This window comes from Streptomyces sp. NPDC030021 (assembly GCF_055574035.1).
Genome location: NZ_JBVIAH010000003.1, coordinates 41344 through 65689 on the forward strand (window position 1 = coordinate 41344; position 24346 = coordinate 65689).

Genomic DNA, 24346 nt, shown 5'->3' on the forward strand with positions numbered 1-24346 from the left:
TGGGTAATGGTTCCACCCCGCGTCGTGATACTGTGGTTTCACCGACGCGGGGTGGAGCAGCTCGGTAGCTCGCTGGGCTCATAACCCAGAGGTCGCAGGTTCAAATCCTGTCCCCGCTACTGAAGATGAAGGCCCGGATCCATGGGATCCGGGCCTTCGTCATGTCCGGGACGGACACGCGGTAGCCGGGGAGGGTGACTTGTGGGTGGAGCGTGTTTGACTTGCCTCACTGTGGGCATGTCGACAAAACGCTGTAGTGACCTCACTGGCTGCGACATACCAGGTGTACGCGGGTAGCAGGTGATGCGACGATGGGATTTATGGGGGACAGGTCAACTCTGCTGGAGACAGGGCGGTTTGTGAGGGCGGAGTCCGGGACGGACACAGAGGCCGAGGGGGCGGCTCCGGTCGCCGACGCGCAGACGGCACTGACCGATGCGGATTTCGCGCAGGAGATGTTCGCCGAGACCGACGCGGCGAGCGACGCCGAGCTGGAAGCACGGCACCGGGTGGCCGCAGACAAGGGCGACCCCGGAGCCATGAGCGTGCTCGGCGCGCTCCTGCTGCGCCGCGGCGACCTCGACGGCGCCGAACCGTACCTGCGGGGAGCCACCGGCGCGGGGGACCGCGCCGCCGCGAACAACCTCGGCGTGCTGCTCCACCAGCGGGGCTACCCCGAGGACGCGGCCGACTGGTGGCGGGTCGCTGCCGTCGCCGGATCCGCCCCCGCCGCGCACGCCCTCGGCCGCTACTTCCGTGAGCGCGGGGACGAGCCCGCCGCCGAGTACTGGATGCGGCAGGCGGCCGAGTCCGGCCACGCGCTGGGCGCGTACGGGCTGGCCGACCTGCTGGAGCACCGCGGGGACAAGGGCGTCGAGCGGTGGTTCCGCGCCGCCGCCGAACAGGGGCACCGCGAAGCCGCGTACCGGCTGGCGAGGCACCTGCGCAAGGGCGACCCCACCGAGGCCGAGCAGTGGTACCGGCAGGCGGCCGCGCGCGGGCACCGGCGCGCCGCCCTGCACCTGGGCGCCCTGCTGGAGGCACGCGGCGAGCTCAAGGAGGCCGGGCGCTGGTACCTGACCTCCGCCAAGCAGGGGGAGGCCCGGGCGGCGTGCGCGCTCGGCTTCCTGCTGCGCGACGCCGGCGACGAGGAGAGCGCCGCCGTGTGGTGGCACCGGGCGGCGCAGGACGGCGACGGCAACGCCGCCAACGCGCTGGGCGCGCTGCACGCCGCACGCGGCGAGACCCAGACTGCGGAGCGCTGGTACCGGACCGCCATGGACGCGGGCGACCAAAACGGGGCGTACAACCTTGCTCTGCTGTGCGTCGCACAGGACCGGACCGCGCAGGCCGAGCAGTGGTACCGGAGGGCCGCCTACGCCGGGCACCGCGAGGCGGCCAACGCGCTGGCGATCATGCTGCTCCAGGTCGGGGACGCGGCGGGCGCCGAGCCCTGGTTCTCGAAGGCGGCCGAGGCGGGCAGCGTCGACGCCGCGTTCAACCTCGGGATCCTGTTCGCCAGCCGCGACGAGGACCGGACGGCGTTGAAGTGGTACGAGCGGGCCGCGTCGGCCGGTCACACCGACGCGGCGCTGCAGGTCGGCATCGCGCTGGTGCGCGACGGCGAGGACCGGGCGGCCGAGCGGCACCTGCGCTGCGCGGCGGGCGGCGGCAGCGCGGAGGCGGCGTTCCGCCTGGCCGCGCTGCTGGAGTCACTGGCCCCGCCGCCGGAGCCGGTTGCGCTGGGCGAGCCCGTGGGCGGCGCCCCGCGCACCGAGAGCGAGGAGTGGTACGAGCGGGCCGCCGAGCTGGGGCACCGCCGGGCCCAGGTGCGGGTCGGCATGCTGGCCGCCGCCCGCGGCGACCTGGCCGTGGCCGCGCGCTGGTACCGGGAGGCGGCCGAGGCCGGCTCCCGCAACGGCGCCTTCAACCTCGGGCTGCTGCTGGCCCGCGAGGGGAGCGAGCCGGAGGCCGCCCTGTGGTGGACCCGCGCGGCGGTGGCGGGCCACGGCCGCGCCGCCCTGCGCCTCGGCCTGCTCGCGGCCCGCCACGGGGACCTCGCGGAGGGCCAGAAGTGGTGCGTGCGGGCCATGGAACTGGGCCCGGCCGAGGTCTCGGAACGCGCGGCCCGGCTCCGCGAGGCCCTGGCCGAGGAACTCTCGGCCTGAGCCCCGGCAAGACACCCCCTGCGGACACCCCCTAGCGGTAGAGCCAGGAGGTGGAGCGGGCGTAGACGTGCCGGAAGGCGAGCGGCATCAGCAGGTCGTTGACCCGGCGCTGCACCGTGCCCGGGGTCTTCGAATCGCGGTTCGTCGCCGCGGCCCGGGTCATCCGGGCCACCCGGGGGCGGCGCAGCCGGGTGTACTCGGCCAGGGCCGCGTCCACGCCCGGGACCGATGCCACGCACCGCGCCAGGGTCACCGCGTCCTCGATCGCCATCGACGCGCCCTGCCCGGCCCCGACCGGGTGGGCGGCGTCGCCGATCAGGACGGTGCGTCCGTCGTGCCAGACGGGCACGTCCGCCAGCCGGTGCATCGGCATCGGGCGGTCGACGCGGGTGGCCGCCCGGATCAGGGACAGCGGCAGGTCCTCCTTGCCGTACAGCTCCGCCAGCAGGGCCTGGGTGACCTCCGCCGGGTCCGGGGGCTCCGGGGCGGGCACCTGGGCCGACCACCAGACCGTGCCGTCCGCCGCCGGGACGCAGAGGAACGCCCCCCGGCGGCCGAAGACGAAGTGGTAGGTGCCGGGCGTGAGGTGCACGCCTTGGGAGACCCCCGACACGCTGTAGAGCCCCGCGTACCGCACCTGCGGCGCCGCCGGGTCCAGCGCCGGGCGGGTGGCGGACCAGATGCCGTCGGCCGCCACCACCAGGTCCGCGTCCAGGTCCGCCGGGTCCACCCGCCGCCCCGTCTCGATCCGGGCCCCGGCCCGGACCGCCTCGGCGCGCAGCACCTCCACCAGCCGCCCGCGCAGCAGCGTCGTGCTGTGCAGGCTGTCCGAGGCGCGCCGGCCGCGCGGCACCTCCCCGAGGAGCTTGCCCGAGGCGGACCACATCCGCTGCAGGGCGACCGGGAACCCGGCGGCCTGGACCTCGGCGAGGCAGCCCAGCTCGTCCAGCCCCCGCAGCCCGTTGACGGCGAGGCTGAGGAACGAGCCCACCTGCCCGGCCGGGTCCTCGTACGCCTCGTGGACCGTGACCTCTGCGCCGGTCGCGCGGCGCAGAGCGATCGCGCTCGCAGCTCCGGCGACGCCGCCCCCGATGACTGACACACGCATGTCCGACCCCTCTCGCTGAATCTGCATTCACTGAATTCTGATTCGGTGAAACTCGGTTCAGTATGATGAGGCCGGGAAGACGGCGTCAAGTGGGAACGGAGATCGCGGTGGGAGTGCGCAAGGAGCGGGCGGCCGGCACGGAGGCAGCGCTCAAGGAGGCGGCGCGGGCGCTCTTCCTGGAGCGCGGCTACGCGCAGACGAAGATCACCGACATCACCAAGGCCGCCGGCCGGTCCACCGGGTCCTTCTACGAGCACTTCGCGGGCAAGGACGAACTGCTGGACGCGCTGCTCGCGGACATGGGGGCCCAGGTGGACGTGGAGGTCGGCGCCCACGATCACCCCCGCGAACACGACCTCGCCGACCGGGCGCAGCTGCGGACGCATGTGGCGGTCACCTGGCGCGTCTTCCGGGACCATCTGCCCGTCGTGGTCGCCCTCTTCCAGAAGTCCATGGCCGAACCGCCCGGCTCGGGGCAGGTCTGGGGGCGTCTCCTCGGGGACACCGCGCCGCTTCGTGAGCACCTCGCGTACATGCGCGAACGGGGCCGTGAGCTGCCCGGGGACCCCGAACTGGTCGCCGCGGCGATGGGGGCGATGATCTCGATGCTGGGGTACGCCGCCATGACCGGCGAGACCGGACTCGACGACGACGAGGTGGTGGAGACGCTGACCGCGCTCCTGCACCGGGGGCTGGCCGGTTAACCGATTTGCATCTGCCGTGGGCCTTCACGTAACGTTGGGTTTACCGACGCGGGGTGGAGCAGCTCGGTAGCTCGCTGGGCTCATAACCCAGAGGTCGCAGGTTCAAATCCTGTCCCCGCTACTGAAGACTCAGGGCCCGGATCCAATGGATCCGGGCCCTGAGTCGTTCCCGATCCGTTTCCGCCTGCAAGAAGGTGAACGCGAAGGGCCCGGCCCCCTGAGGGGTCCGGGCCCTTTCGTGTGCGTGTGCTCAGGCGGCCGCGCAGTTCGGGCAGACGCCGCGGTACGTCACCTCGACCGCCGACACGACGAAGCCGAAGCGTTCCGTGTCCGGCAGGTCGGCCAGCGGGTTGCCGGCCGGGTGCACGTCGCGGATCGCGCCGCACTGCGCGCAGACCAGGTGCTGGTGGGGCCGGTGCGCGTTCGGGTCGTACCGCTTGGCGCGGCGGTCCGTGGAGACCTCCAGTACCTCGCCGAGGGTGACGAGTTCGCCCAGGGTGTTGTAGACGGTCGCACGGGAGATCTCGGGCAGCTTGGCCACCGCGAGCGCGTGCACCTCGTCGGCCGTCAGGTGCACGTGGTCACCGTCGAGCACCTCGGCCACGACACGCCGCTGCGCCGTCATGCGCCAGCCGCGTCCGCGAAGTCGATCCAGCAGGTCACTCATAGACATCAGCCTAACAGTGAGGGGATTCGGTGTAACTCCCGAACCGATGTGGACTTGGATGCTTACTTGACTTAGACAAAGTCCATCGTAGGATCGGTTACGGCAAACGCCAAGGACAGGACATGCAGGGATGACGCAGGAGGCGCACGTGACGCAGGGACCGCTCACCACGGAGGCCGGAGCGCCGGTCGCCGATAACCAGAACAGCGAGACCGCCGGCGTCGGCGGCCCCGTTCTGGTCCAGGACCAGCTGCTGCTGGAGAAGCTCGCGCACTTCAACCGCGAGCGCATCCCGGAGCGCGTGGTGCACGCCCGCGGCGCCGGTGCGTACGGCACCTTCACGCTGACCCGCGACGTCTCGCAGTGGACCCGGGCCAAGTTCCTGTCCGAGGTCGGCAAGGAGACCGAGACCTTCCTGCGCTTCTCCACCGTCGCCGGCAACCTCGGCAGCGCCGACGCGGTCCGCGACCCCCGCGGCTGGGCGCTGAAGTTCTACACCGAAGAGGGCAACTACGACCTCGTCGGCAACAACACCCCGGTGTTCTTCATCAAGGACGCCATCAAGTTCCCCGACTTCATCCACACCCAGAAGCGCGACCCGTACACGGGCTCGCAGGAGGCGGACAACGTCTGGGACTTCTGGGGTCTGTCGCCCGAGTCGACCCACCAGGTGACCTGGCTGTTCGGTGACCGCGGCATCCCGGCGTCCTACCGCCACATGAACGGCTACGGCTCGCACACGTTCCAGTGGAACAACGAGGCCGGCGAGGTCTTCTGGGTCAAGTACCACTTCAAGACCGACCAGGGCATCAAGAACCTCACCCAGGCCGAGGCCAACCGGCTCGCCGGTGAGGACCCCGACTCGCACCAGCGCGACCTGCGCGAGTCCATCGAGCGCGGCGACTTCCCGACCTGGACCGTGCAGGCCCAGATCATGCCCGCGGCCGAGGCCGCCCAGTACCGCTTCAACCCGTTCGACCTCACCAAGGTGTGGCCGCACGAGGACTACCCGCCGATCGAGATCGGCAAGCTGGAGCTCAACCGCAACCCGGAGAACGTCTTCGCCGAGGTCGAGCAGAGCATCTTCAGCCCGGCGCACTTCGTCCCCGGCATCGGTCCGTCCCCGGACAAGATGCTCCAGGGCCGCCTCTTCGGCTACGGCGACGCCCACCGCTACCGCGTCGGCATCAACGCCGACCACCTGCCGGTGAACCGCCCGCACGCCACCGAGGCGCGCACCAACTCCCGCGACGGCTACCTGTACGACGGCCGCCACAAGGGCGCGAAGAACTACGAGCCGAACAGCTTCGGCGGCCCGCACCAGACGGACCGCCCGCTGTGGCAGCCCATCGACGTGACCGGTGGCACGGGCAACCACGCCGCCGCCGTCCACAGCGAGGACAACGACTTCGTCCAGGCGGGCAACCTCTACCGCCTGTACTCGGAGGACGAGAAGTCCCGTCTGATCGAGAACCTGTCCGGCTTCATCGCCAAGGTCTCCCGCGACGACATAGCCGAGCGCGCGATCAACAACTTCCGCCAGGCGGACGGTGACTTCGGCAAGCGGCTCGAAGCCGCGGTCCAGGCCCTCCGCGGCTGACACGGAGCGCTTGCCGTAGCAGGACGCCGGGCCGCAGCCCTCCTCGGAGGACTGCGGCCCGGCGTCGTTTCACGCGGGGACCGTGCGCCGCGCCGGGACCCAGCAGCGGATGACGTCGCGCACGGACACGATGCCGACGGGTCCGCCGTGCTCCAGCACGATCAGGTGCCGGAAGCCGCCGTGGGCCATCGCCTCGGCGGCTTCCTGCACCGTGGCCTCCGGGGTGCAGAACACGACGTTGTTGGTGGTGTGCGCGCCCACGGACTCCCGGTCCGGGTCATGGCCCGCGCCGATCGAGTTGAGGATGTCACGCTCGGTCAGGATGCCGATTCCGCTGTGGTCGGGGTCGAGGACGACGGCCGCGCCGACGCGCCGGCCGGACATCAGGCAGGCCGCCTGCCGGAGGGTGTGTGCGGGTCCGAGGGTGAGGATCACGGTGCTCATGGCGTCGCGGACGAGCATGAAGAGAGCCACCTCCTGGGGTGAGTCCCCCCGCCTGGGTGGGTGCGCCCGGGGAGCCGCCTCAAGAGAAACGGTTCACAAGCGCACAAGCGTGGGGAGTATCAGATTCCCATGGACCCGCAGGGCCGACAAGAAGGCGCGCAACGGAGCGCGGACAGCGCGCGACGGGCTCAGGCGCGCGGGCGCAGCAGGTTCAGCATCTCCTCGTGGAGCAGTCCGTTCGAGGCCGCGGCGTTCCCGCCGTGCACCCCGTCCACGCCGTCCAGGCTGGTGAAGCGGCCGCCCGCCTCCTGGACCACGACCGCGATGGCCGCCATGTCCCAGAGGTTGAGTTCGGGCTCGGCGCACAGGTCCAGCGAGCCCTCCGCGACCATCATGTACGGCCAGAAGTCCCCGTAGCCGCGGGTCCGCCAGCACGCCCGGGTCAGGTCCAGGAACCCGGCCAGCCGGCCCTGCTCCTCCCAGCCGCTCAGCGAGGAGTACGCGAACGAGGCGTCGCCCAGCCCGCCCACCTTCGACACGCCGATCGCGCCGGTCTCGCCGAGCGCGCCGCCCGCGTACGCGCCCCCGCCCCTGGTCGCCCACCAGCGGCGGCCCAGCGCCGGCGCGGACACCACGCCGACCACCGGGCGGAACTCGCCGTCGGTGTCCTCGGTCATCAGGGAGATCAGGGTCGCCCAGACGGGGACCCCGCGCACGTAGTTCTTCGTGCCGTCGATCGGGTCCACCACCCAGCGGCGCGGACCGCTGCCCTTGAGCCCGTACTCCTCGCCCAGGATGGCGTCGTCCGGCCGCGCGGCCGCGATACCGGCCCGGATGATCTCCTCGGCCGCCTTGTCCGCCTCGCTCACCGGGGTCATGTCCGGCTTCGTCTCGACCTGCAGGTCGAGGGCGCGGAAGCGCTCCATCGTGGCGGCGTCCGCCGCGTCGGCGAGTTCGAGGGCAAGGCGCAGGTCATCGTCATACTCGGGCATGTCCGAACAGTATCGAGACTCCCGGAGCCCGACCAACGCTGTCCACAGTGCGGCCCCGGTGCGCCCTTGACAGGATCTGGCGGCCCGTCAACTCTGACCGGAGAGAGCCGAACGGGGAGGCGCGGATGCCGGCAGCCCGGGAGTCCTTGCTGGAGGCGGCGGGAGCGGCGCTCTCGGCGCGCCCCTGGCCGGACGTGCGGATGGTCGACGTGGCCGCGGCCGCCGGGGTGTCCCGGCAGACCCTCTACAACGAGTTCGGCGGCAAGGCGGGCCTGGGCCGCGCGCTGGTCCGCCGCGAGGCCGACCGCTACCTCGACGGGGTCGACCGGGCCCTGTCCGCCCCGGCCCAGGCCGCCGAGCGGCTCGCCGCCGTCGCGGAGTGGACCGTACGGGCGGCCCGCGCCCAGCCCCTCGTACGGGCCCTGCTCACCGGCGCCTGGGACGCGGGTCTGCCCGCGGCGGGCGGCCGGGCACCCGGGCCCGGTGAGCTGGCCCGGGCCGTCCGGGACCGGGCGGCCGCCGCGCTGACGCCGGGGGAGGGCCCACAGCGCTGCGAACTCGCCGTACGCCTCGCCCTCTCCTACGTGATCGCCCCGGGGGAGGAGCCGGGGCCGGGTGAGCTGCGCAGGCTGCTCAGTGCGCCGACCCGGACAGCTGGAGCCCGATGACGCCCAGGATGACCAGCGAGATCGAGACGAGTTTGAGGGTGGAGACCAGGTCGCCGAGGAAGACCATGCCGTAGATCGCCGTCCCGGCCGCGCCGATGCCCGTCCACACCGCGTACGCCGGCCCCACGTCCAGCTTCTTGAGTGCCAGGGTCAGCAGACCGAAGCTGCCGAGCGCGAAGCAGGCGAAGGCGATGGTCGGCCCCAGCCGGGTGAATCCGTGGGAGAGCTTGAGGCAGACCGCGAAACCGGTCTCCAGGAGTCCCGCGACCACGACCAGCAGCCACGCCATGTCGAATGCCTCCCCGCGTCAGGTGACATCGCGTCACTTGGTGCGATTATGCATTTATCCAGACAGGGCCCTCGACAAACGCGGCCGACCCACCGCCGGACGGTCAGTCGCCCTCGCGCCGCTCGCGCGTCTCCAGCAGCCGCCGCAGCGAATACAGCCGGGCCGGGTCCGCGTGGCCGTCCTCCACCCACTTGTCGAGCGCGCAGTCCGGCTCGTCGTGGCTGCATGCGCGCGGGCACTCCTCGGTGCCCGGAACCAGCTCGGGGAAGGCCAGGATCACCCGGGACGGGTCCACGTGGTGCAGTCCGAAGGAGCGCACGCCCGGGGTGTCGATGACCCAGCCGTCGCCGCCCGGCAGCGGCAGCGCGAGCGCCGAGGTGGTGGTGTGCCGGCCGCGGCCGGTCACCGCGTTGACCACTCCGGTGGCGCGCTGGCGGCCCTCGGCGACCAGCGAGTTCACCAGCGTGGTCTTGCCGACGCCCGAGTGGCCGACGAAGGCGGTGATCCGGCCGTTGAGGTGCTCGCGCACCCGGTCGGCCGCGTCGCCCGCCGCGAGCTCCTCGCGGTTGGTCACCACGTACTTCAGGCCGAAGGTCGAGTAGATCTCCAGGATCTTGTCCGCGGAGGTCAGGTCGGACTTGGTGAGCACCAGCAGCGGCTCCAGCCCCGCGTCGTACGCCGCGACCAGGCAGCGGTCGATCATCCGGGGCCGCGGCTCCGGGTCGGCCAGGGCCGTGACGATGGCCAGCTGGTCGGCGTTGGCGACGACCACCCGCTCGTACGGGTCGTCGTCGTCGGCGGTGCGCCGCAGGACGGACTTGCGCTCCTCGATCCGCACGATGCGGGCCAGGGTGTCCTTCTTGCCGGTCAGGTCACCGACGATCCAGACCCGGTCGCCGACCACCGCGGCCTTGCGGCCGAGCTCGCGGGCCTTCATCGCGTGTACGGAACGGCCCTCGACCAGGCAGGTCAGCCGGCCGCGGTCGACGGTCAGGACGAAGCCCTCGGCCGCGTCCTCGTGCTTGGGCCGGATGCTGGTCCGCGGCCGGTTGCCCTTGGGGTTCGGGCGCTGGCGGATGTCGTCCTCGTCGGTGTTCTTGCCGTACCTGCGCATGACGGGCCCTACGCTCCCGCACCCGCTCCGGGCGTCCCGGAACCACCTGTGTCCCCGGCGAGCATGTCCGCCCACATCTGCGGGAAGTCCGGCAGGGTCTTCGCGGTCGTCGCCACGTTCTCGATCTGTACGCCCTCCACCGCCAGGCCGATCACCGCGCCCGCGGTGGCCATCCGGTGGTCGTCGTACGTGTGGAACACGCCGCCGTGCATCCGGCGCGGCCGGATGCGCAGGCCGTCGGCGGTCTCGGTGACATCGCCGCCGAGCGCGTTGATCTCCTTGGTCAGCGCGGCCAGCCGGTCCGTCTCGTGCAGCCGCAGGTGCGCGACACCGCGCAGCACCGACTCGGAGTCGGCCAGCGCGGCCACGGCCGCGATGCCCGGGGTGAGCTCGCCGACCTCGCTCAGGTCCACGTCGATGCCGTGGATCTTGCCGGTGCCGGTGAAGACCAGGCCCGCGTCGGTCAGCTCGCAGGAGCCGCCCATCTCGGTGAAGATCCGGCGCAGCGCGTCGCCCGGCTGGGTGGTGCGGCGCGGCCAGTCCGGGACGGTCACCGTGCCACCGGTGATCAGGGCGGCGGCCAGGAAGGGCTGCGCGTTGGAGAGGTCCGGCTCCACGACCATGTCGCGGCCCAGCAGCGCGCCGGGGGTGACCCGCCACACGTCCTTCTCGCCCCCGGCCTCGGGGGTGTCGACCTGGGCGCCCGCCGCGCGCAGCATCTCCACGGTCATCCGGATGTGCGGCATCGACGGCAGGTTGCCGCCCACGTGCCGGACCTCGACGCCCTGGTTGAAGCGCGGGGCGGAGAGCAGCAGCGCGGAGACGAACTGCGAGGAGTTGCTGGCGTCGATCTCGACCGTGCCGCCCTCCAGCGCCCCGCCGCCCAGGACGGTCATGGGCAGCGCGCCCCGGCCGTCGTCGTCGATGCGGGCGCCGAGGGTGCGCAGGGCGCTGATGACCTGGCCCAGCGGGCGCTCGTAGGAGCGCGGGTCGCCGTCGAAGCGGATGTCGCCGTCGGCGAGGGTGGCGACCGGCGGCAGGAAGCGCATGACCGTGCCCGCGTTGCCGACGTCCACGGTCGTCGGGCCGTGCAGGGCCGCCGGGATGACCCGCCAGGCCTCACCGCCCGCGCCGTCACCGGCGGAGCTGGACGAGACGGTCTCCTCGATGCCGACGCCCATCGCGCGCAGCGCGTCGGCCATCAGCTGGGAGTCGCGCGAGCGCAGCGGGCGGCGCACCCAGCCGGGCTCGGCGGCGAGCGCGGCGAGCACGAGGGCCCGGTTGGTGACCGATTTGGATCCCGGCACCGTGACGGTGGCGTGGACGGTCCCATCGGCGAGCGGAGCGGGCCAGAGGGCAGGGAGCGCGGGGGTCTCGGTCATGGCCCCCACTTTAGTGGCTTCCCCCGATGCCAGATCTTGATCCCGGCCCCGTCTCAGGGAGCGGTCACAGGGCGAGCAGCCAGCGGGCGCCGCCGATCAGCGAACACAGCGCGACCACATGGAAGAAGAGCAGCCACACCACCGGGTGCAGGTGCGTGAGCCGGCCGAGCTGGTCGGCGTCGGAATCGGGTGCCCCGCCGCCCCGGCGCTTGGCCCCCAGTTCGAAGACCGGCCGGACCCCGCCGAGCAGCAGGAACCACACCACCAGGTACGCGAAACCGGCCTGCACCCCGGCCGGGGTCAGCCAGGACACCAGCAGGAAGGTTCCGCCGGTCAGGACCACCGTCAGGGCCCCGTACGCGTTGCGGATCATCACGAGCATGGCCACCAGCAGGGCGGTGGCGGCCCACAGGAGCAGCGTGATCCGGTGTGCCGACAGCAGGGCCGCCCCGCCGAGACCGAGCAGCGAGGGCGCGGTGTAGCCGCCGGCCGCGGTCAGGATCATCCCCAGCCCCGTCGGCTTGCCCCGGCTGACGGTGACCCCGCTGGTGTCGGAGTGCAGCCGTATCCCGCTCAGCCGGCGCCCGGTGAGCAGCGCCAGCAGGCCGTGCCCGCCCTCGTGCGCGATGGTGATGGCGTTGCGCGACAGCCGCCACAGCGGGCGGGGCCCCACGGCTGCCAGCGCGACCACGCCGGTCGCGATCACCAGCCACTGCTCCGGCGCGGTCTGTATGCCCGTGAGCCGGTCCCAGAGACCGGCCGTCGTGCTGCTGTCCATAAGGTGGCGGACTCCTTGCGGTGGGGTACGGGAGACATGGCAGTGTGACAGCCATGTGCGGACGGTATGCGGCGAGTCGTAGGCCCGAGGACCTCGTGGAGGCCTTCGGCATCGAGAGGTGGGACCCGGAGGAGGCCCTGGTCCCCGATTTCAACGTCGCGCCGACGAAAGAGGTCCACGTGGTCCTCGACCGTCCCCTCAAAGACGCCTTGCACCCGCGTCCGGTTCGCCAGCTGCGGGTCCTGAAATGGGGGCTGGTCCCCTCCTGGGCCCAGAACCCCGACGGCGCCGCCCGGATGATCAACGCCCGGTCCGAGACCCTGCACGAGAAGCCCTCCTTCCGCCGGCCCTTCGCGCAGCGCCGCTGCATCGTCCCCGCCGACGGCTACTACGAGTGGGTCACCGCCCACGACGAGCGGCAGCTGGAGGTGGAGGGCAAGAAGAAGCGGGCCCGCAAGCAGCCTTACTTCGTGCTCCCCTCCGACGGCTCCGTCTTCGCCATGGCCGGGATATACGAGTTCTGGCGCGACCGGACCCTGCCCGACGAGCACCCGCTCTCCTGGTGGGTCACCTGCTCGGTGATCACCACGGAGGCCGAGACCGGCCCCCTGGGCGTGGCCCCCGCCGAAGGACCGCGCTCGCTCGCCGACATCCACCCGCGGATGCCGCTGATGCTGACCCCGGACCGCTGGGACGCCTGGCTGGACCCGGCGAACACCGACACCGAGGGCTCGCTGCGGGAGCTGCTGGCCCCGCCGCCCGGCGGGCTGATGCGGGCCTACCCGGTCTCGACGGCGGTGAGCAGCGTGCGCAACAACGGCCCGGAGCTGCTGACGGAGCTGGCCGCGCCGGAGGAGGGCACCCTCTTCTGACCCGGGCAGGATGGGACGCATGACCACGCGTACCGAGAGTGTCGACACCCCGGCGGGCGAGGCCCGCATCACCTGGCACCGGGCGCCGGAGCCCAGGCTCGTGCTCGCCGTGAGCCACGGCGCCGGCGGCGGCATCGAGGCCCGGGACCTCCAGGCGCTGGCCGCCGCCCTGCCCGCCCGCGGGATCACGGTGGCCCTGGTCGAACAGCCCTGGCGGGTCGCCGGGAAGAAGGTCGCCGCCGCGCCCAGGGTGCTGGACGAGGGGTGGCGCGGGCTGTGGCCGGCGCTCGTGGAGCCCGGGCTGCCGGTGGTCGCGGGCGGGCGCAGCGCCGGGGCCCGGGTGGCCTGCCGGACCGCCGCCGGGCTGGGGGCCGCCGGGGTGCTGGCACTGGCCTTCCCGCTGCACCCGCCGGGCAGGCCGGAGAAGTCCCGCGCCGGGGAGCTCACCGGGGCCGGCCGGCCCGCCCTCGTGGTCCAGGGCGGCCGGGACCCCTTCGGGCGGCCCGAGGAGTTCCCGCCGCCGGGCGGGCAGGACCCGTACGAGCTCGTGGAGGTGGCGTACGCCGATCACGGCTTCGCGGTGCCGAAGAAGGCGGACACCACCCAGGAGGAAGCGCTCTCGACGATCACCGAAGCGGTGGGGGAGTGGCTCGCGCGGCTCCCCGTGTGAGCCCCGCCGGCCGCGTCCCGGCGAAAGCCGGAAACCCCCCGGGCGCCCGGGAATGCGCCGCCCGCCCCTTCTGTTGTCTCGGATGTCGGAACGTAGGGGAACTCGTCGGAGGAGAGGGAGCGCATGACCCAGGTCATCAGCCAGAACCGTCGGCAGGCCGCTGACCTGGACTGGACCGTGCTGCCCGCGCCCAAGCGCAGCCCGCTTCGGGCGGCGGAGGGCCGGGAAGGTCGACTATTCTCCGATTCGAGCGGATCCGCTTTCGGAGCCGCCACGCTGTCGGAGGAGGTGGGTCCTGTCGCTGGGACCGACGAAGGCCACGCGGAGGAGACGACCCTGGAGCGCAATGCGCGCTTCGAACGGGACGCCCTCGGCTACCTCGACCAGATGTACTCGGCCGCGCTGCGCATGACGCGCAATCCGGCCGACGCCGAGGACCTGGTCCAGGAGACGTACGCGAAGGCGTACGCGTCCTTCCACCAGTTCCGCGAGGGCACCAACCTGAAGGCGTGGCTCTACCGCATTCTGACGAACACGTTCATCAACTCCTACCGCAAGAAGCAGCGTGAGCCGCAGCGCAGCGCCGCGGAGGAGATCGAGGACTGGCAGCTGGCGCGCGCCGAGTCGCACATGTCGACCGGACTGCGTTCGGCCGAGTCGCAGGCGCTCGACCACCTGCCGGATTCGGACGTGAAGGAAGCCCTGCAGGCCATTCCGGAGGAGTTCCGCATCGCGGTCTACCTTGCCGACGTAGAGGGCTTTGCGTACAAGGAGATCGCGGACATCATGGGTACACCCATCGGTACGGTCATGTCCCGACTGCACCGTGGCCGCCGTCAACTCCGCGGAATGCTGGAGGACTATGCCCGTGAGCGCGGGCTGGTTCCCGCGGGCGCGGGAGAGCCGAACGACCGGAAAGGCTCGGACTCATGAGTTGCGGAGAGCCGCACGAGACAGAGTGCTCTGAGGTCCTGGACCACCTGTACGAGTTCCTTGACCAGGAGATGCCGGACAGTGACTGCACGAAGTTCGAGACGCATTTCGGCGAGTGCAATCCCTGCCTGGAGAAGTACGGCCTGGAACAGGCCGTGAAGAAGCTGGTGAAACGCTGCTGCGGGTCGGACGACGTGCCGACCGACCTGCGGTCGAAGGTGATGGGCCGGATCGAACTGATCAGGTCCGGTCAGGCGGTGCCCGACCACGATGTCACCGCCGACAATCCCGCGCCCGGCTGACCCGCGCCGTTCACCGGCCGGACGATTGAACAGCCGCCCCCGGAAGAGCACTTCCTTCACCCGAATGTGCTAATCCGGGGGCGTCCGCATGGCCCAATGCGGAAATGTGGCCCACCTCGCTCCGGGCCCCACCTATTCTCCCCATTCGGTGCTGGTTCGATTCAGCACCCGGTGTGCACGGCACAGGGGAGGAGAGCGCCATGCGGGCACTTCCGCCGGGGGCGCGCGGATACATCCTGTGCGCCGTCCTCGTGGCCGTCGCGTGCATCACCCCCGCCCTCACGGATTCCGCTACGCCCTGGACGGCCGTGGCCCTGCTCGCCGCGCTCTACCTCGGCTGCGAACTCGTCAAGGTCTGCCCACCGCCGGGCAGCCGCGTGCCCGAGGGCATCGGCCCCTTCTTCCCCGTGGTGCTCGCCGCCGTCTTCCTGCTGCCGCCCGCCGCCGCCGCGCTCGTGGCGCTGCCCGGGGGACTCGCGGGCACCGTCGCCGAGCGGCCCGCCCGGGTGCGCCGCGTGTGGCACGGCGCGCAGCAGGCGACAGCCGCCTGGGTCGCGGGCCGGACCTACGGGCTGCTGCACGGCCCGGACACCCTCGGCGGCGCTCCCTCCGCCGGCTCCGGGCCCCCCGGAGGGCCGGCCGACTTCCCCTGCGTGCTGCTGCCCGCGACGGCCGCGGCCGTCGCCTTCTGCCTGGTGCTCACCGCCCTCGACGGCGGCATCCTGGCCACTGCCGAACGCCGCCCGGCCGCCACCGCCTGGCGTGGGCTGGCGGCCTCCTCCCTCGCCCCGCACTGCGTCCACGGCCTCGCCGGCCTGATGATGGCCGTCATGTGGCGCAGCCCCTACGGGCCCCCGGCCGCACTGCTCGTCCTGCTGCCGATGTACATCTCCTGCTGGGTCTTCGCCCAGTACCACCGCGAGCGCACCGCACACCAGGCGACCATCCGCGCCCTCGTCCAGGCCGTCGACATCAAGGACCGCTACACGCGCGGCCACAGCGAACGGGTCGGCCAGGCCTCCGCGATGATCGCCCGGGAGCTGGGCATGACCGAGGACCGGCTGGAGACGGTGCGCATCGCCGGGATCCTGCACGACGTGGGCAAACTCGGCGTCCCCACGCGGCTGCTGCGCAAGGACGGGCCGCTCACCCCGCACGAGCGCCGGATCATCGAGCTGCACCCCGAGTACGGGCACGAGATGGTGCGCGGCATCGGCTTCCTCGGCGAGGCCCGGGCCGCGATCCTGCACCACCACGAGCGGGTCGACGGCTCCGGCTATCCGTACGGGCTGACCGGCGAGCAGATCCCGGTACTGGCCCGGGTGGTGGCGGTGGCCGACGCCTTCGACGCGATGACCTCGACCCGCTCGTACAGCCGGGCCCGGCCGGTGCCGGTCGCCCTGGCGGAGCTGGAACGGTGTGCGGGGGCGCAGTTCGACCCGTCGATGGTGCGGGCGCTGGTCGACGCGATCGGCCGGACCGGCTGGCACCCGGTGGTGACCTCCGACGAGGACCTCCAGGTGATCCCGGCGAGTGCTGCCGCGCCGGGGCCGGGGCCGAAGCCGGGCCCCGCGGCCCTGGCCGGGATGCCGGACCAGGGCTCCCGTCCCCTCGCACCGGTCCCGCCGCCACCGGGCAGGGTCCCCGCGGTTCCCGGCCCGGCCGGCGGGTCCGGCCCGGACGCGGACGGCTCCGGGGCGGGCGGATGAGGGCCCCGGCCGCGTGGACCGTGCGGGGGGCCGCCGGGGTGCTCACCGGCGCCGCGCTCGGCCACACCCTGTGGAACGGCGTCGCCGAGCCCGGCGCCGCCCTGGCCTTCGCCACCCTGATCACCGTCGGGGAGCTCGCCCACCGGGACCGCCAGGACCCCCTCGGCCGCCGCCCCGCACCGCTCGGCTCCGCCGGAGCCCTCGCCTACGCCCTGCTCGGCCAGAACGCCGGGCAGCCCACCCACCACGGGGTGCTCCAGACCGTCGCGGTCGTCGTCGCGGCCGTCCTCGCCGGGATCGTCCCGCACATCGCCCGCGGCCGCGGCCCCGCCCTCGACCACCTGTCCCGCCGGGTGCTCACGGTCGCCTTCGCCGCCGCCTGTTTCCAGCCGCTCTACAACTCGGGCCGGCTGGAGCAATGGGTGGGCCAGGGCCCGTACCTCGTCGGCTACCTGCTCTTCCTCCTCGGCCTCACCGCCCTGTGCGACGCCGTGCTCGCCGCCGCGCTCGCCGGGGCCCGGACCGGCCGTCCGTACGGTCCGCTGCTGCACGACGAACTGCGCGCCCAGCTCGGCATCGGCTCGGCGATCTGCGCCACCGGGGTCGTGATGGCGCTCGGCGCCGCCGTCGCCGGCCTGTGGGCCCTGCCCGTCTTCAGCGTGCCCCTGCTGCTGACCCAGCTGTCCTTCCACCGGATCACCGCGATCCGCACCACCTACCGCCAGACCATCACCTCCCTGGCCCGCGCCACCGAGATCGCCGGCTGCACGCGGCCGGGCCACTCCCGCCGGGTGGCCGCCCTGAGCTGCGCCGTCGGCCGGGAGCTGGGCCTGTCGGAGCGGGAGCTCACGGTGCTGGAGTACGCCGCCCTGATGCACGACATCGGCCAGCTCTCCCTCGTCGACCCGGTCCCGGACGGGGCCACGGCCGGACTGCCCGACGGCGAGGCCCGCCGGATCGCCGAGCTGGGCGGGGAGGTGGCCCGGCAGACCGGGGTGCCCGCCGAGGTCGCCGTGGTGGTGGAGCGGCAGGCGGATCCGTACCGCGAGCAGCCCACGGCGGCCCGGATCGTGCGTACGGTGAATGCGTACGACGATCTGGTCGGCGGGAGCCGTCACCCGGGTGGCTCACTGGCCGCTCTGGAGCGGCTCCGCCTGGGCACCGGGCATGATTACCAGCCGGAGGTCGTGGAGTGCCTGGCAAGGGTTCTGGCCAGGGGCGGACGTCACAGAGTGGTGCCCGTCCCACCTGGGTAACCCATGGGTAATGAGCGGCCGTCCGAGTGGGCATGGTTGGATGCCAGTAAGAGGGACCGTAGGAGTGTCCGCAAGGCTGCACCGTTGTCCCCCAGCGACCGCTGGGAGGTGCCCCCAGGCAGGCGGGAATCGTGAGGATCTTCGGGAAGGTACGGCATCGGCCCTCCGCCTCGTGGCGGCAGGCCACCGACCGCGCGTTCACGCTGATCGGCGACGGGCGGTACGAGGACGCGGGCGCGCTCCTGACCAGAGCGGCGGACCTGGAGCCCTGGCTGTCCGAGTCCTGGTTCAATCTGGCTCTGCTGCACAAGTTCCGGCACGACTGGGAGCAGGCGCGGGCCGCCGGGCTGCGCGCCGTGGCCCTGCTGGACCGTGAGACGGGTGCCCCGGACTGGTGGAACGTGGGGATCGCCGCCACCGCGCTGCAGGACTGGCCGCTGGCCCGGCGGGCCTGGCAGGCGTACGGGCTGAAGGTGCCCGGGGACGCCGCCGGGGCGGGCGAGCCGGTCGGGATGGAACTCGGCAGCGCCGCCGTGCGGCTCTCGCCCGAGGGCGAGGCCGAGGTGGTCTGGGGCCGCCGGCTGGACCCGGCCCGGCTGGAGGTCCTGTCGATCCCGCTGCCCTCGTCGGGGCGGCGCTGGGGCGAGGTCGTCCTCCACGACGGCGTCCCGCACGGCGAGCGGGTGACCGCGGCCGGGCCCTCGTACCCCGTGTTCGACGAGATCGAGCTGTGGGCGCCGTCCCCGGTGCCGACCTGGGTGGTGCTGCTGGAGGCGGCCACCGAGGCGGACCGCGACGCGCTGGAGCAGCTGGCCTCCGACGCCGGATTCGCCGCCGAGGACTGGTCCTCGTCGGTGCGGCTGCTGTGCCGGACCTGCTCGGAGAGCGAGATGCCGAGCGACGAGGGCGACGGCGAGCAGCACCTCGATCCGCACGACCACAGCGAGCCGGGCCACCCCGGACCGCTCGGGCACCGTACGGCCGGCTCGGGCTCCCTGTGGGTCCCCGAGCGCGAATGCGGGATCGCGGCACCGGCCGGTCTGGTGCGCGGACTGCTCGACGGCTGGGTCGCGGACAGCCCGGGTACCAGGGAGTGGCGGGATCTCGAAGAAGTCTGCTGACCCGGGGCCGTAGGCTGTACCGGCACATCGGTGGCCACCACGGCCATCGGTGACCGGGACTTACGGAAGGCGTACGGCGGACATGGCGCAGCAGGAGAACGAGGTTGTCGAGAGCGTGAACGACGGGTACGTCGTGGACACCGAGGACTGTGAGGCGCGCGAGCTCGCCCACCGTCAGCGCGGCACGGCCCGTCCGATCACCGTGGTCGGCAACCCGGTCCTGCACCGGGAGTGCAAGGACGTCACCGAGTTCGGCGACGAGCTGGCGCAGCTGATCGACGACATGTTCGCCAGCCAGAAGGCCGCCGAGGGCGTGGGCCTGGCCGCGAACCAGATCGGCGTGGACGCCAAGGTCTTCGTCTACGACTGCCCGGACGACGACGGCAAGCGGCACACCGGTGTCGTGGTCAACCCGAAGCTGATCGAGCTGCCGGCCGCCGCGCGGGTGCTGGACGACTCGAACGAGGGCTGCCTGTCGGTCCCGACGGCGTACGCCTCGCTGGCCCGCCCGGACTACGCCGAGGTCGAGGGCCAGGACGCGCAGGGCAACCCGATCAAGGTGCGCGGCACCGGCTACTTCGCCCGCTGCCTGCAGCACGAGACCGACCACCTGTACGGCTACCTCTACATCGACCGCCTCTCGAAGCGGGACCGCAAGGACGCCCTGCGCCAGATGGAAGAGGGCACCCCGCGCTACGAGACCGTCCCCAACGCCTGAGTCGAGCGGCACTAGGCGGCCTGCGGGCCCCGGAAGGCGCGCCGGAAGGAGTTCGGCGTGGTGCCCAGGGTCCGCAGGAAGTGGTGGCGCAGGGCAGCCGCGTTGCCGAAGCCGCAGCGGCCGGCGATCGCGTCCACCGTCTCGCCGGTCGACTCCAGCAGCTCCTGCGCCAGCAGGACCCGCTGGCGCAGCACCCACTTGTACGGGGTGGTGCCGGTCTCCTGGAGGAAGCGGCGGGCGAAGGTCCGCGGGGACATGTGCGCGCGCTCCGCGAGCTGCTCGACGGTGATCTCCTCGCCCAGGTGGCGGGCCATCCACTCGATCACCTCGCCCACCGTGTCACAGGCCGTGCGCGGCAACGGCCGCTGGATGAACTGGGCCTGCCCGCCGTCCCGGTGCGGCGGGACGACCATCCTGCGCGCGATGATGTTGGCCACCTCGGCCCCGTGCTCCTGGCGGACCACGTGCAGGCACGCGTCGATGCCCGAGGCCGTGCCGGCGGCGGTGATCACCGAGCCCTCGTCGACGTAGAGCACGTCCGGGTCGACGACGGCCCGCGGGAAGCGGCGGGTCAGGGCCGCGGCGTGCATCCAGTGCGTGGTGCACCGGCGGCCGTCCAGCAGCCCGGCGGCGCCGAGGATGTAGGCCCCGCTGCACACGCTGAGGACCCGCGCACCGCGGTCCACGGCCCGGCGCAGGGCCGCGAGCAGGGGCTCGGGGTAGATGCGTACGCCCGCGTCACTGGCGGCGGGCAGGCAGATCAGATCGGCCTCCTCCAGCCGCTCCAGCCCGTGGGCGGGGGTGATGCCGAAGGCGCCCCCGCCCACGGTCAGCGGCCCCTCCTCCGCCGCGCAGACGGCGAAGTCGTACACCGGTACGCCCATGTCACTGCGATCGATTCCGAACACCTCGCAGAAGATCCCCAGCTCGAAGGGGGCGACTCCGTCGACGAGGGCCACGGCCACGTTGGTCAGCATGACCCCAGTGTGGCAGTAATTCGGTCTTCTATGACAGTACTGCCACTGTCGATCATGGGCGATCAGGCGGACAGTAGAGCTATGACCACCTTCGTGAGTTACCTCGCCGTCCTCGCCATCGCCGCCCTCGTGCTCGCGCCCAGCCTCTACGGGATCCTGCGCGACCGGCGGACCGACCAGCAGATCCGGGCCGTCGCGACCCGGCTGGTGTGGCTCCCCCGCCAGCGCGCGGGCGGCCTCCCGCCCACCCCGCGGCGGCGCGCCTTCCGGCCCGCCGCCCGGCGGTACTGGGGCCCGATCGCCCACTGAACACCGGGGAACGCAGGAAGCCGGGACACGGAAGTCTCCGCATCCCGGCTCCCCGGTCACGTCCTGCCTGCAAGTCCTGCAGTCCTGCAGTCCTGCAAGTCCTGCAAGTCCTGCAAGTCCTGCAGAGCCTGGAAGGTCTTAGAAGTCCTCGTCCAGGTCGACCGTGCCCTCGACCGCGACCTGGTAGGCCGACGGGCGGCGCTCGAAGAAGTTCGTCAGCTCCTGCACACCCTGCAGCTCCATGAAGGAGAACGGGTTCTGCGAGCCGTACACCGGCGGGAAGCCCAGACGGACCAGGCGCTGGTCCGCGACGCACTCCAGGTACTCGCGCATCGACTCGGTGTTCATCCCCGGCAGGCCGTCACCGCACAGGTCGCGGCCGAACTGCAGCTCCGCCTCCACGGCCTCCTTGAGCATGTCGGTGACCTGCTGCTGGAGGGCGTCGTCGAAGAGCTCCGGCTCCTCCTTGCGGACCGTGTCCACGACCTCGAAGGCGAAGTTCATGTGCATGGTCTCGTCGCGGAAGACCCAGTTGGTGCCGGTGGCCAGGCCGTGCAGCAGACCGCGCGAGCGGAACCAGTACACGTACGCGAAGGCGCCGTAGAAGAACAGGCCCTCGATGCACGCCGCGAAGCAGATCAGGTTCAGCAGGAAGCGGCGGCGGTCGGCGGCCGTCTCCAGCCGGTCGATCTTCTCGACCGAGTCCATCCACTTGAAGCAGAACTGCGCCTTCTCGCGGATGGAGGGGATCTCCTCGACCGCGTCGAAGGCCGCCGCCCGGTCGTCCGGGTTGGGCAGGTAGGTGTCGAGCAGCGTCAGATAGAACTGGACGTGCACGGCCTCCTCGAACAGCTGGCGCGACAGGTACAGGCGCGCCTCCGGGGAGTTGATGTGCTTGTAGAGCGTCAGCACCAGGTTGTTCGAGACGATCGAGTCGCCCGTCGCGAAGAACGCGACCAGCCGGCCGATCATGTGCTGCTCGGAGGGCGTCAGCTTCGCCAGGTCGGCGACGTCCGAGTGGAGGTCGACCTCCTCGACGGTCCAGGTGTTCTTGATCGCGTCCCGGTAGCGCTCGTAGAAGTCCGGGTAGCGCATCGGGCGGAGCGTGAGCTCGAAGCCCGGGTCCAGGAGGTTCTTCTGGTCGTTGGAGCTCATTACTGGCAGGCCTCGCAGGACTCGGGGTTCTCAAGGGAGCAGGCCAGCGCCTCGGCGTCGGCGACCGCCTGCGGCAGCTCGACGGGGGTGGCCGCCTGCGCGGCGCGGGCGATCTTCGTCGCCGGGCGAGAGCGCAGGTAGTAGGTGGTCTTCAGGCCCTGCTTCCAGGCGTACGCGTACATCGAGCTGAGCTTGCCGATGGTGGGCGTCTCCAGGAACAGGTTCAGCGACTGCGACTGGTCCAGGAACGGCGTACGGGCCGCCGCCATGTCGATCAGACCGCGCTGCGGGATCTCCCACGCCGTGCGGTACAGCTCGCGGACCTCGGCCGGGATCCAGCTGAACCCCTGGACCGACCCGGAGGAGTCGCGCAGCGCCTCGCGGGTCTGGGCGTCCCACACGCCGAGCTGCTTCAGCTCCTCCACCAGGTAGCCGTTCACCTGGAGGAACTCACCGCTGAGCGTCTCGCGCTTGAAGAGGTTGGACACCTGCGGCTCGATGCACTCGTACACGCCGGCGATCGAGGCGATCGTGGCGGTCGGGGCGATGGCGAGGAGCAGGGAGTTGCGCATGCCGGTCTCGGCGACGCGGGTGCGCAGCGCGTCCCAGCGCTCCGGCCAGTTCAGCTCGACGTCGTAGTGGTCCGGGTGCAGGACACCACGGGCGGTACGGGTCTGCTCCCAGGCCGGCAGCGGGCCGCTGCGCTCGGCGAGGTCGCAGGAGGCCTCGTACGCGGCCAGCATGATGCGCTCGGAGAGCTTGGTGGACAGAGCCTTCGCCTCGGGGGAGTCGAAGGGCAGCTTCAGCTTGAAGAAGACGTCCTGGAGGCCCATCGCGCCCAGACCCACCGGGCGCCAGCGGGCGTTGGAGCGGCCGGCCTGCTCGGTCGGGTAGAAGTTGATGTCCACCACGCGGTCGAGGAAGGTGACGGCGGTGCGGACGGTCTCGTCGATCCGCTCCCAGTCGATCTCGCCGTCCACGACGAAGGCGCCCAGGTTGACCGAGCCGAGGTTGCAGACGGCCGTCTCGCCGTCGTTGGTGACCTCGATGATCTCGGTGCACAGGTTCGAGGAGTGCACGACCGTGCCCGGCTCGGCGGTCTGGTTCGCCGTGCGGTTGGAGGCGTCCTTGAAGGTCATCCAGCCCTGGCCGGTCTGCGCGAGGGTGCGCATCATCCGGCCGTACAGGTCGCGGGCGGGCATGGTCTTGCGGGCCAGGCCGTCCGCCTCGGCCTTGCGGTAGGCGGCGTCGAACGCGTCGCCCCACAGGTCGACCAGCTCGGGCACGTCGGCCGGGGAGAACAGCGACCAGTCGGCGTCGGCGTTCACGCGGCGCATGAACTCGTCCGGCACCCAGTGGGCGAGGTTCAGGTTGTGCGTACGGCGCTGGTCCTCACCGGTGTTGTCGCGGAGCTCCAGGAACTCCTCGATGTCCGCGTGCCAGGTCTCCAGGTAGACGGCGGCGGCGCCCTTGCGGCGGCCACCCTGGTTCACGGCGGCGACGGAGGCGTCGAGGGTCTTCAGGAACGGCACGATGCCGTTGGAGTGGCCGTTGGTGCCACGGATCAGCGAACCGCGGGCGCGGATACGGGAGTACGAGAGGCCGATGCCGCCGGCGTGCTTGGAGAGGCGGGCGACCTGGTGGTAGCGGTCGTAGATCGAGTCGAGCTCGTCCAGCGGGGAGTCCAGCAGGTAGCAGGAGGACATCTGCGGGTGCCGGGTACCGGAGTTGAAGAGCGTGGGGGAGGACGGCAGGTAGTCCAGGCGGCTCATCAGCCGGTACAGCGAGGCCACTTCCTCCACGGCCTGGACGCTGTCGTCGGCGGCCAGACCGCAGGCCACGCGCAGCATGAAGTACTGCGGGGTCTCGATGACCTGACGGGTGATCGGGTGGCGCAGCAGGTAGCGGCTGTGCAGGGTGCGCAGGCCGAAGAAGCCGAAGCGGTCGTCGGCGCCCTCGGCGAGGGTCAGTTCGACGAGCGAGTCGAGCCGGCCCGCGTGGGTGCGGACGAACTCGGCCGTGCGGTCGGCGATGAGGCCCTCGCGGTGGCCGACCTCGACGGAGGCCGAGAAGGACGTGGAGCCCTGGCTCGCGGCCTCGTCGCGCACGGCCAGCGTCAGCAGGCGGGCGGCGAGCCGGGAGTAGGCCGGGTCCTCGGAGATCAGACCGGCGGCGGCCTCCGTGGCCAGCCCGCGCAGTTCGGCGTCGTCGGCGGCGGAGCTGCGGCCGCGCAGCGCGGAGGCCGCGACCCGGCCGGGGTCGGTGTCGGGGAGGTCCGCCGTAAGTTCGGTGAGGGTACGCAGCAGCGTGGCCCCCGGGCCCTCGGTGTTGTCGCCAGAAGTGGACTCGGCGCGCGGTGCGGAAGGCGCGATGGTCACGGCGGGAGCTCTCCCTCGCTCGGCCCGGTCAT

At 72.2% G+C, this 24346-nt stretch carries 24 protein-coding genes and 2 tRNA genes; 15 read left to right on the forward strand and 11 right to left on the reverse strand.

Annotation, left to right across the window (positions count from 1 at the left end; translation table 11 throughout):
• Positions 1 to 45 precede the first annotated feature (45 nt).
• Together ACZ4YL_RS06225 and ACZ4YL_RS06230 are read left to right on the forward strand one after the other, a co-directional pair.
• Positions 46 to 119, forward strand: a tRNA-Met gene (locus ACZ4YL_RS06225).
• 192 nt (positions 120 to 311) lie between these two features.
• The gene (locus tag ACZ4YL_RS06230; RefSeq protein WP_468114146.1) at positions 312 to 2168 is read left to right on the forward strand and encodes a tetratricopeptide repeat protein; all 1857 of its coding nucleotides are present in this window, start codon (positions 312 to 314) and stop codon (positions 2166 to 2168) included.
• 31 nt (positions 2169 to 2199) lie between these two features.
• On the opposite strand, the gene ACZ4YL_RS06235 is transcribed toward ACZ4YL_RS06230, so the two are convergent.
• Positions 2200 to 3276 (reverse strand): FAD-dependent oxidoreductase, encoded by a 1077-nt coding sequence (locus ACZ4YL_RS06235; RefSeq protein ID WP_468114147.1) that lies wholly within the window; start codon positions 3274 to 3276, stop codon positions 2200 to 2202.
• A 107-nt stretch (positions 3277 to 3383) separates the two neighbouring features.
• On the opposite strand from ACZ4YL_RS06235, the gene ACZ4YL_RS06240 reads away from it, so the two are divergent.
• Positions 3384 to 3980, forward strand: coding sequence for a TetR/AcrR family transcriptional regulator (locus ACZ4YL_RS06240; protein ID WP_468114149.1), 597 nt, complete (start codon positions 3384 to 3386; stop codon positions 3978 to 3980).
• 47 nt (positions 3981 to 4027) lie between these two features.
• Positions 4028 to 4101: transfer RNA gene (locus ACZ4YL_RS06245), tRNA-Met, on the forward strand.
• A 129-nt stretch (positions 4102 to 4230) separates the two neighbouring features.
• Here ACZ4YL_RS06245 and ACZ4YL_RS06250 read toward each other — a convergent pair.
• Positions 4231 to 4647 carry a Fur family transcriptional regulator gene (locus ACZ4YL_RS06250; protein WP_266380203.1) on the reverse strand — a complete coding sequence of 139 codons (417 nt, stop codon included), beginning with the start codon at positions 4645 to 4647 and terminating at the stop codon, positions 4231 to 4233.
• A 130-nt stretch (positions 4648 to 4777) separates the two neighbouring features.
• On the opposite strand from ACZ4YL_RS06250, the gene ACZ4YL_RS06255 reads away from it, so the two are divergent.
• Complete coding sequence (locus tag ACZ4YL_RS06255; protein ID WP_468114151.1) at positions 4778 to 6247, forward strand: catalase; 1470 nt, start codon at positions 4778 to 4780, stop codon at positions 6245 to 6247.
• A 69-nt stretch (positions 6248 to 6316) separates the two neighbouring features.
• Here the strand turns inward: ACZ4YL_RS06255 and ACZ4YL_RS06260 are convergent, their stop codons facing one another.
• On the reverse strand, positions 6317 to 6709 hold the full coding sequence (locus tag ACZ4YL_RS06260) for a CBS domain-containing protein (protein WP_030385946.1): 393 nt from the start codon (positions 6707 to 6709) through the stop codon (positions 6317 to 6319).
• Between the two features lie 170 nt (positions 6710 to 6879).
• The gene (hisN, locus tag ACZ4YL_RS06265) at positions 6880 to 7683 is read right to left on the reverse strand and encodes a histidinol-phosphatase (protein ID WP_468114153.1); all 804 of its coding nucleotides are present in this window, start codon (positions 7681 to 7683) and stop codon (positions 6880 to 6882) included.
• Between the two features lie 125 nt (positions 7684 to 7808).
• Between hisN and ACZ4YL_RS06270 the strand changes: the two genes are divergently transcribed.
• Entirely contained in the window at positions 7809 to 8351 is a 543-nt protein-coding gene (locus ACZ4YL_RS06270; RefSeq protein WP_468114155.1) for a TetR/AcrR family transcriptional regulator, read from the forward strand.
• Here the strand turns inward: ACZ4YL_RS06270 and ACZ4YL_RS06275 are convergent.
• From ACZ4YL_RS06275 to ACZ4YL_RS06290, 4 genes are all read right to left on the reverse strand, one after another.
• On the reverse strand, positions 8317 to 8640 hold the full coding sequence (locus ACZ4YL_RS06275) for a DMT family transporter (RefSeq protein WP_030711657.1): 324 nt from the start codon (positions 8638 to 8640) through the stop codon (positions 8317 to 8319). The two genes, ACZ4YL_RS06270 and ACZ4YL_RS06275, sit on opposite strands and share 35 nt — an antisense overlap.
• A 103-nt stretch (positions 8641 to 8743) precedes the next feature.
• Entirely contained in the window at positions 8744 to 9754 is a 1011-nt protein-coding gene (gene rsgA / locus ACZ4YL_RS06280; protein WP_468114157.1) for a ribosome small subunit-dependent GTPase A, read from the reverse strand.
• A gap of 8 nt (positions 9755 to 9762) precedes the next feature.
• Entirely contained in the window at positions 9763 to 11136 is a 1374-nt protein-coding gene (gene aroA, locus ACZ4YL_RS06285; protein WP_468114159.1) for a 3-phosphoshikimate 1-carboxyvinyltransferase, read from the reverse strand.
• A 64-nt stretch (positions 11137 to 11200) separates the two neighbouring features.
• Positions 11201 to 11914 (reverse strand): M50 family metallopeptidase, encoded by a 714-nt coding sequence (locus ACZ4YL_RS06290; RefSeq protein ID WP_468114160.1) that lies wholly within the window; start codon positions 11912 to 11914, stop codon positions 11201 to 11203.
• A gap of 53 nt (positions 11915 to 11967) precedes the next feature.
• Between ACZ4YL_RS06290 and ACZ4YL_RS06295 the strand changes: the two genes are divergently transcribed.
• From ACZ4YL_RS06295 to def, 8 genes are all read left to right on the forward strand, one after another.
• On the forward strand, positions 11968 to 12786 hold the full coding sequence (locus tag ACZ4YL_RS06295) for an SOS response-associated peptidase (RefSeq protein ID WP_468114162.1): 819 nt from the start codon (positions 11968 to 11970) through the stop codon (positions 12784 to 12786).
• A gap of 19 nt (positions 12787 to 12805) precedes the next feature.
• Complete coding sequence (locus tag ACZ4YL_RS06300; protein ID WP_468114163.1) at positions 12806 to 13456, forward strand: alpha/beta hydrolase family protein; 651 nt, start codon at positions 12806 to 12808, stop codon at positions 13454 to 13456.
• Between the two features lie 288 nt (positions 13457 to 13744).
• Positions 13745 to 14389 (forward strand): sigma-70 family RNA polymerase sigma factor, encoded by a 645-nt coding sequence (locus ACZ4YL_RS06305; protein WP_327388486.1) that lies wholly within the window; start codon positions 13745 to 13747, stop codon positions 14387 to 14389.
• Positions 14386 to 14691, forward strand: coding sequence for a mycothiol system anti-sigma-R factor (gene rsrA, locus ACZ4YL_RS06310; RefSeq protein WP_030012982.1), 306 nt, complete (start codon positions 14386 to 14388; stop codon positions 14689 to 14691). The genes ACZ4YL_RS06305 and rsrA overlap by 4 nt, the downstream gene beginning before the upstream one ends.
• 200 nt (positions 14692 to 14891) lie before the next feature.
• The gene (locus ACZ4YL_RS06315) at positions 14892 to 16400 is read left to right on the forward strand and encodes an HD-GYP domain-containing protein (protein ID WP_468114165.1); all 1509 of its coding nucleotides are present in this window, start codon (positions 14892 to 14894) and stop codon (positions 16398 to 16400) included.
• Positions 16397 to 17656, forward strand: coding sequence for an HD-GYP domain-containing protein (locus ACZ4YL_RS06320; RefSeq protein ID WP_468114167.1), 1260 nt, complete (start codon positions 16397 to 16399; stop codon positions 17654 to 17656). Before ACZ4YL_RS06315 ends, ACZ4YL_RS06320 begins: the two co-directional genes overlap by 4 nt.
• Before the next feature lie 131 nt (positions 17657 to 17787).
• Positions 17788 to 18777, forward strand: coding sequence for a tetratricopeptide repeat protein (locus tag ACZ4YL_RS06325; RefSeq protein WP_030011692.1), 990 nt, complete (start codon positions 17788 to 17790; stop codon positions 18775 to 18777).
• Between the two features lie 82 nt (positions 18778 to 18859).
• The gene (gene def, locus ACZ4YL_RS06330) at positions 18860 to 19495 is read left to right on the forward strand and encodes a peptide deformylase (protein ID WP_468114169.1); all 636 of its coding nucleotides are present in this window, start codon (positions 18860 to 18862) and stop codon (positions 19493 to 19495) included.
• 11 nt (positions 19496 to 19506) lie between these two features.
• Here the strand turns inward: def and ACZ4YL_RS06335 are convergent, their stop codons facing one another.
• Positions 19507 to 20472, reverse strand: coding sequence for a helix-turn-helix domain-containing protein (locus tag ACZ4YL_RS06335; protein ID WP_468114170.1), 966 nt, complete (start codon positions 20470 to 20472; stop codon positions 19507 to 19509).
• Positions 20473 to 20553: 81 nt separating this feature from the next.
• Here ACZ4YL_RS06335 and ACZ4YL_RS06340 point away from each other — a divergent pair, with 81 nt between their 5' ends.
• On the forward strand, positions 20554 to 20781 hold the full coding sequence (locus ACZ4YL_RS06340; RefSeq protein WP_468114172.1) for a hypothetical protein: 228 nt from the start codon (positions 20554 to 20556) through the stop codon (positions 20779 to 20781).
• Positions 20782 to 20919: 138 nt separating this feature from the next.
• Here the strand turns inward: ACZ4YL_RS06340 and ACZ4YL_RS06345 are convergent, their stop codons facing one another.
• Together ACZ4YL_RS06345 and ACZ4YL_RS06350 are read right to left on the reverse strand one after the other, a co-directional pair.
• Complete coding sequence (locus ACZ4YL_RS06345) at positions 20920 to 21936, reverse strand: ribonucleotide-diphosphate reductase subunit beta (protein WP_389115646.1); 1017 nt, start codon at positions 21934 to 21936, stop codon at positions 20920 to 20922.
• Positions 21936 to 24314: a ribonucleoside-diphosphate reductase subunit alpha gene (locus tag ACZ4YL_RS06350; RefSeq protein ID WP_468114173.1), complete on the reverse strand. Its 2379-nt coding sequence runs from the start codon at positions 24312 to 24314 to the stop codon at positions 21936 to 21938. The genes ACZ4YL_RS06345 and ACZ4YL_RS06350 overlap by 1 nt, the downstream gene beginning before the upstream one ends.
• Positions 24315 to 24346: the final 32 nt, after the last annotated feature.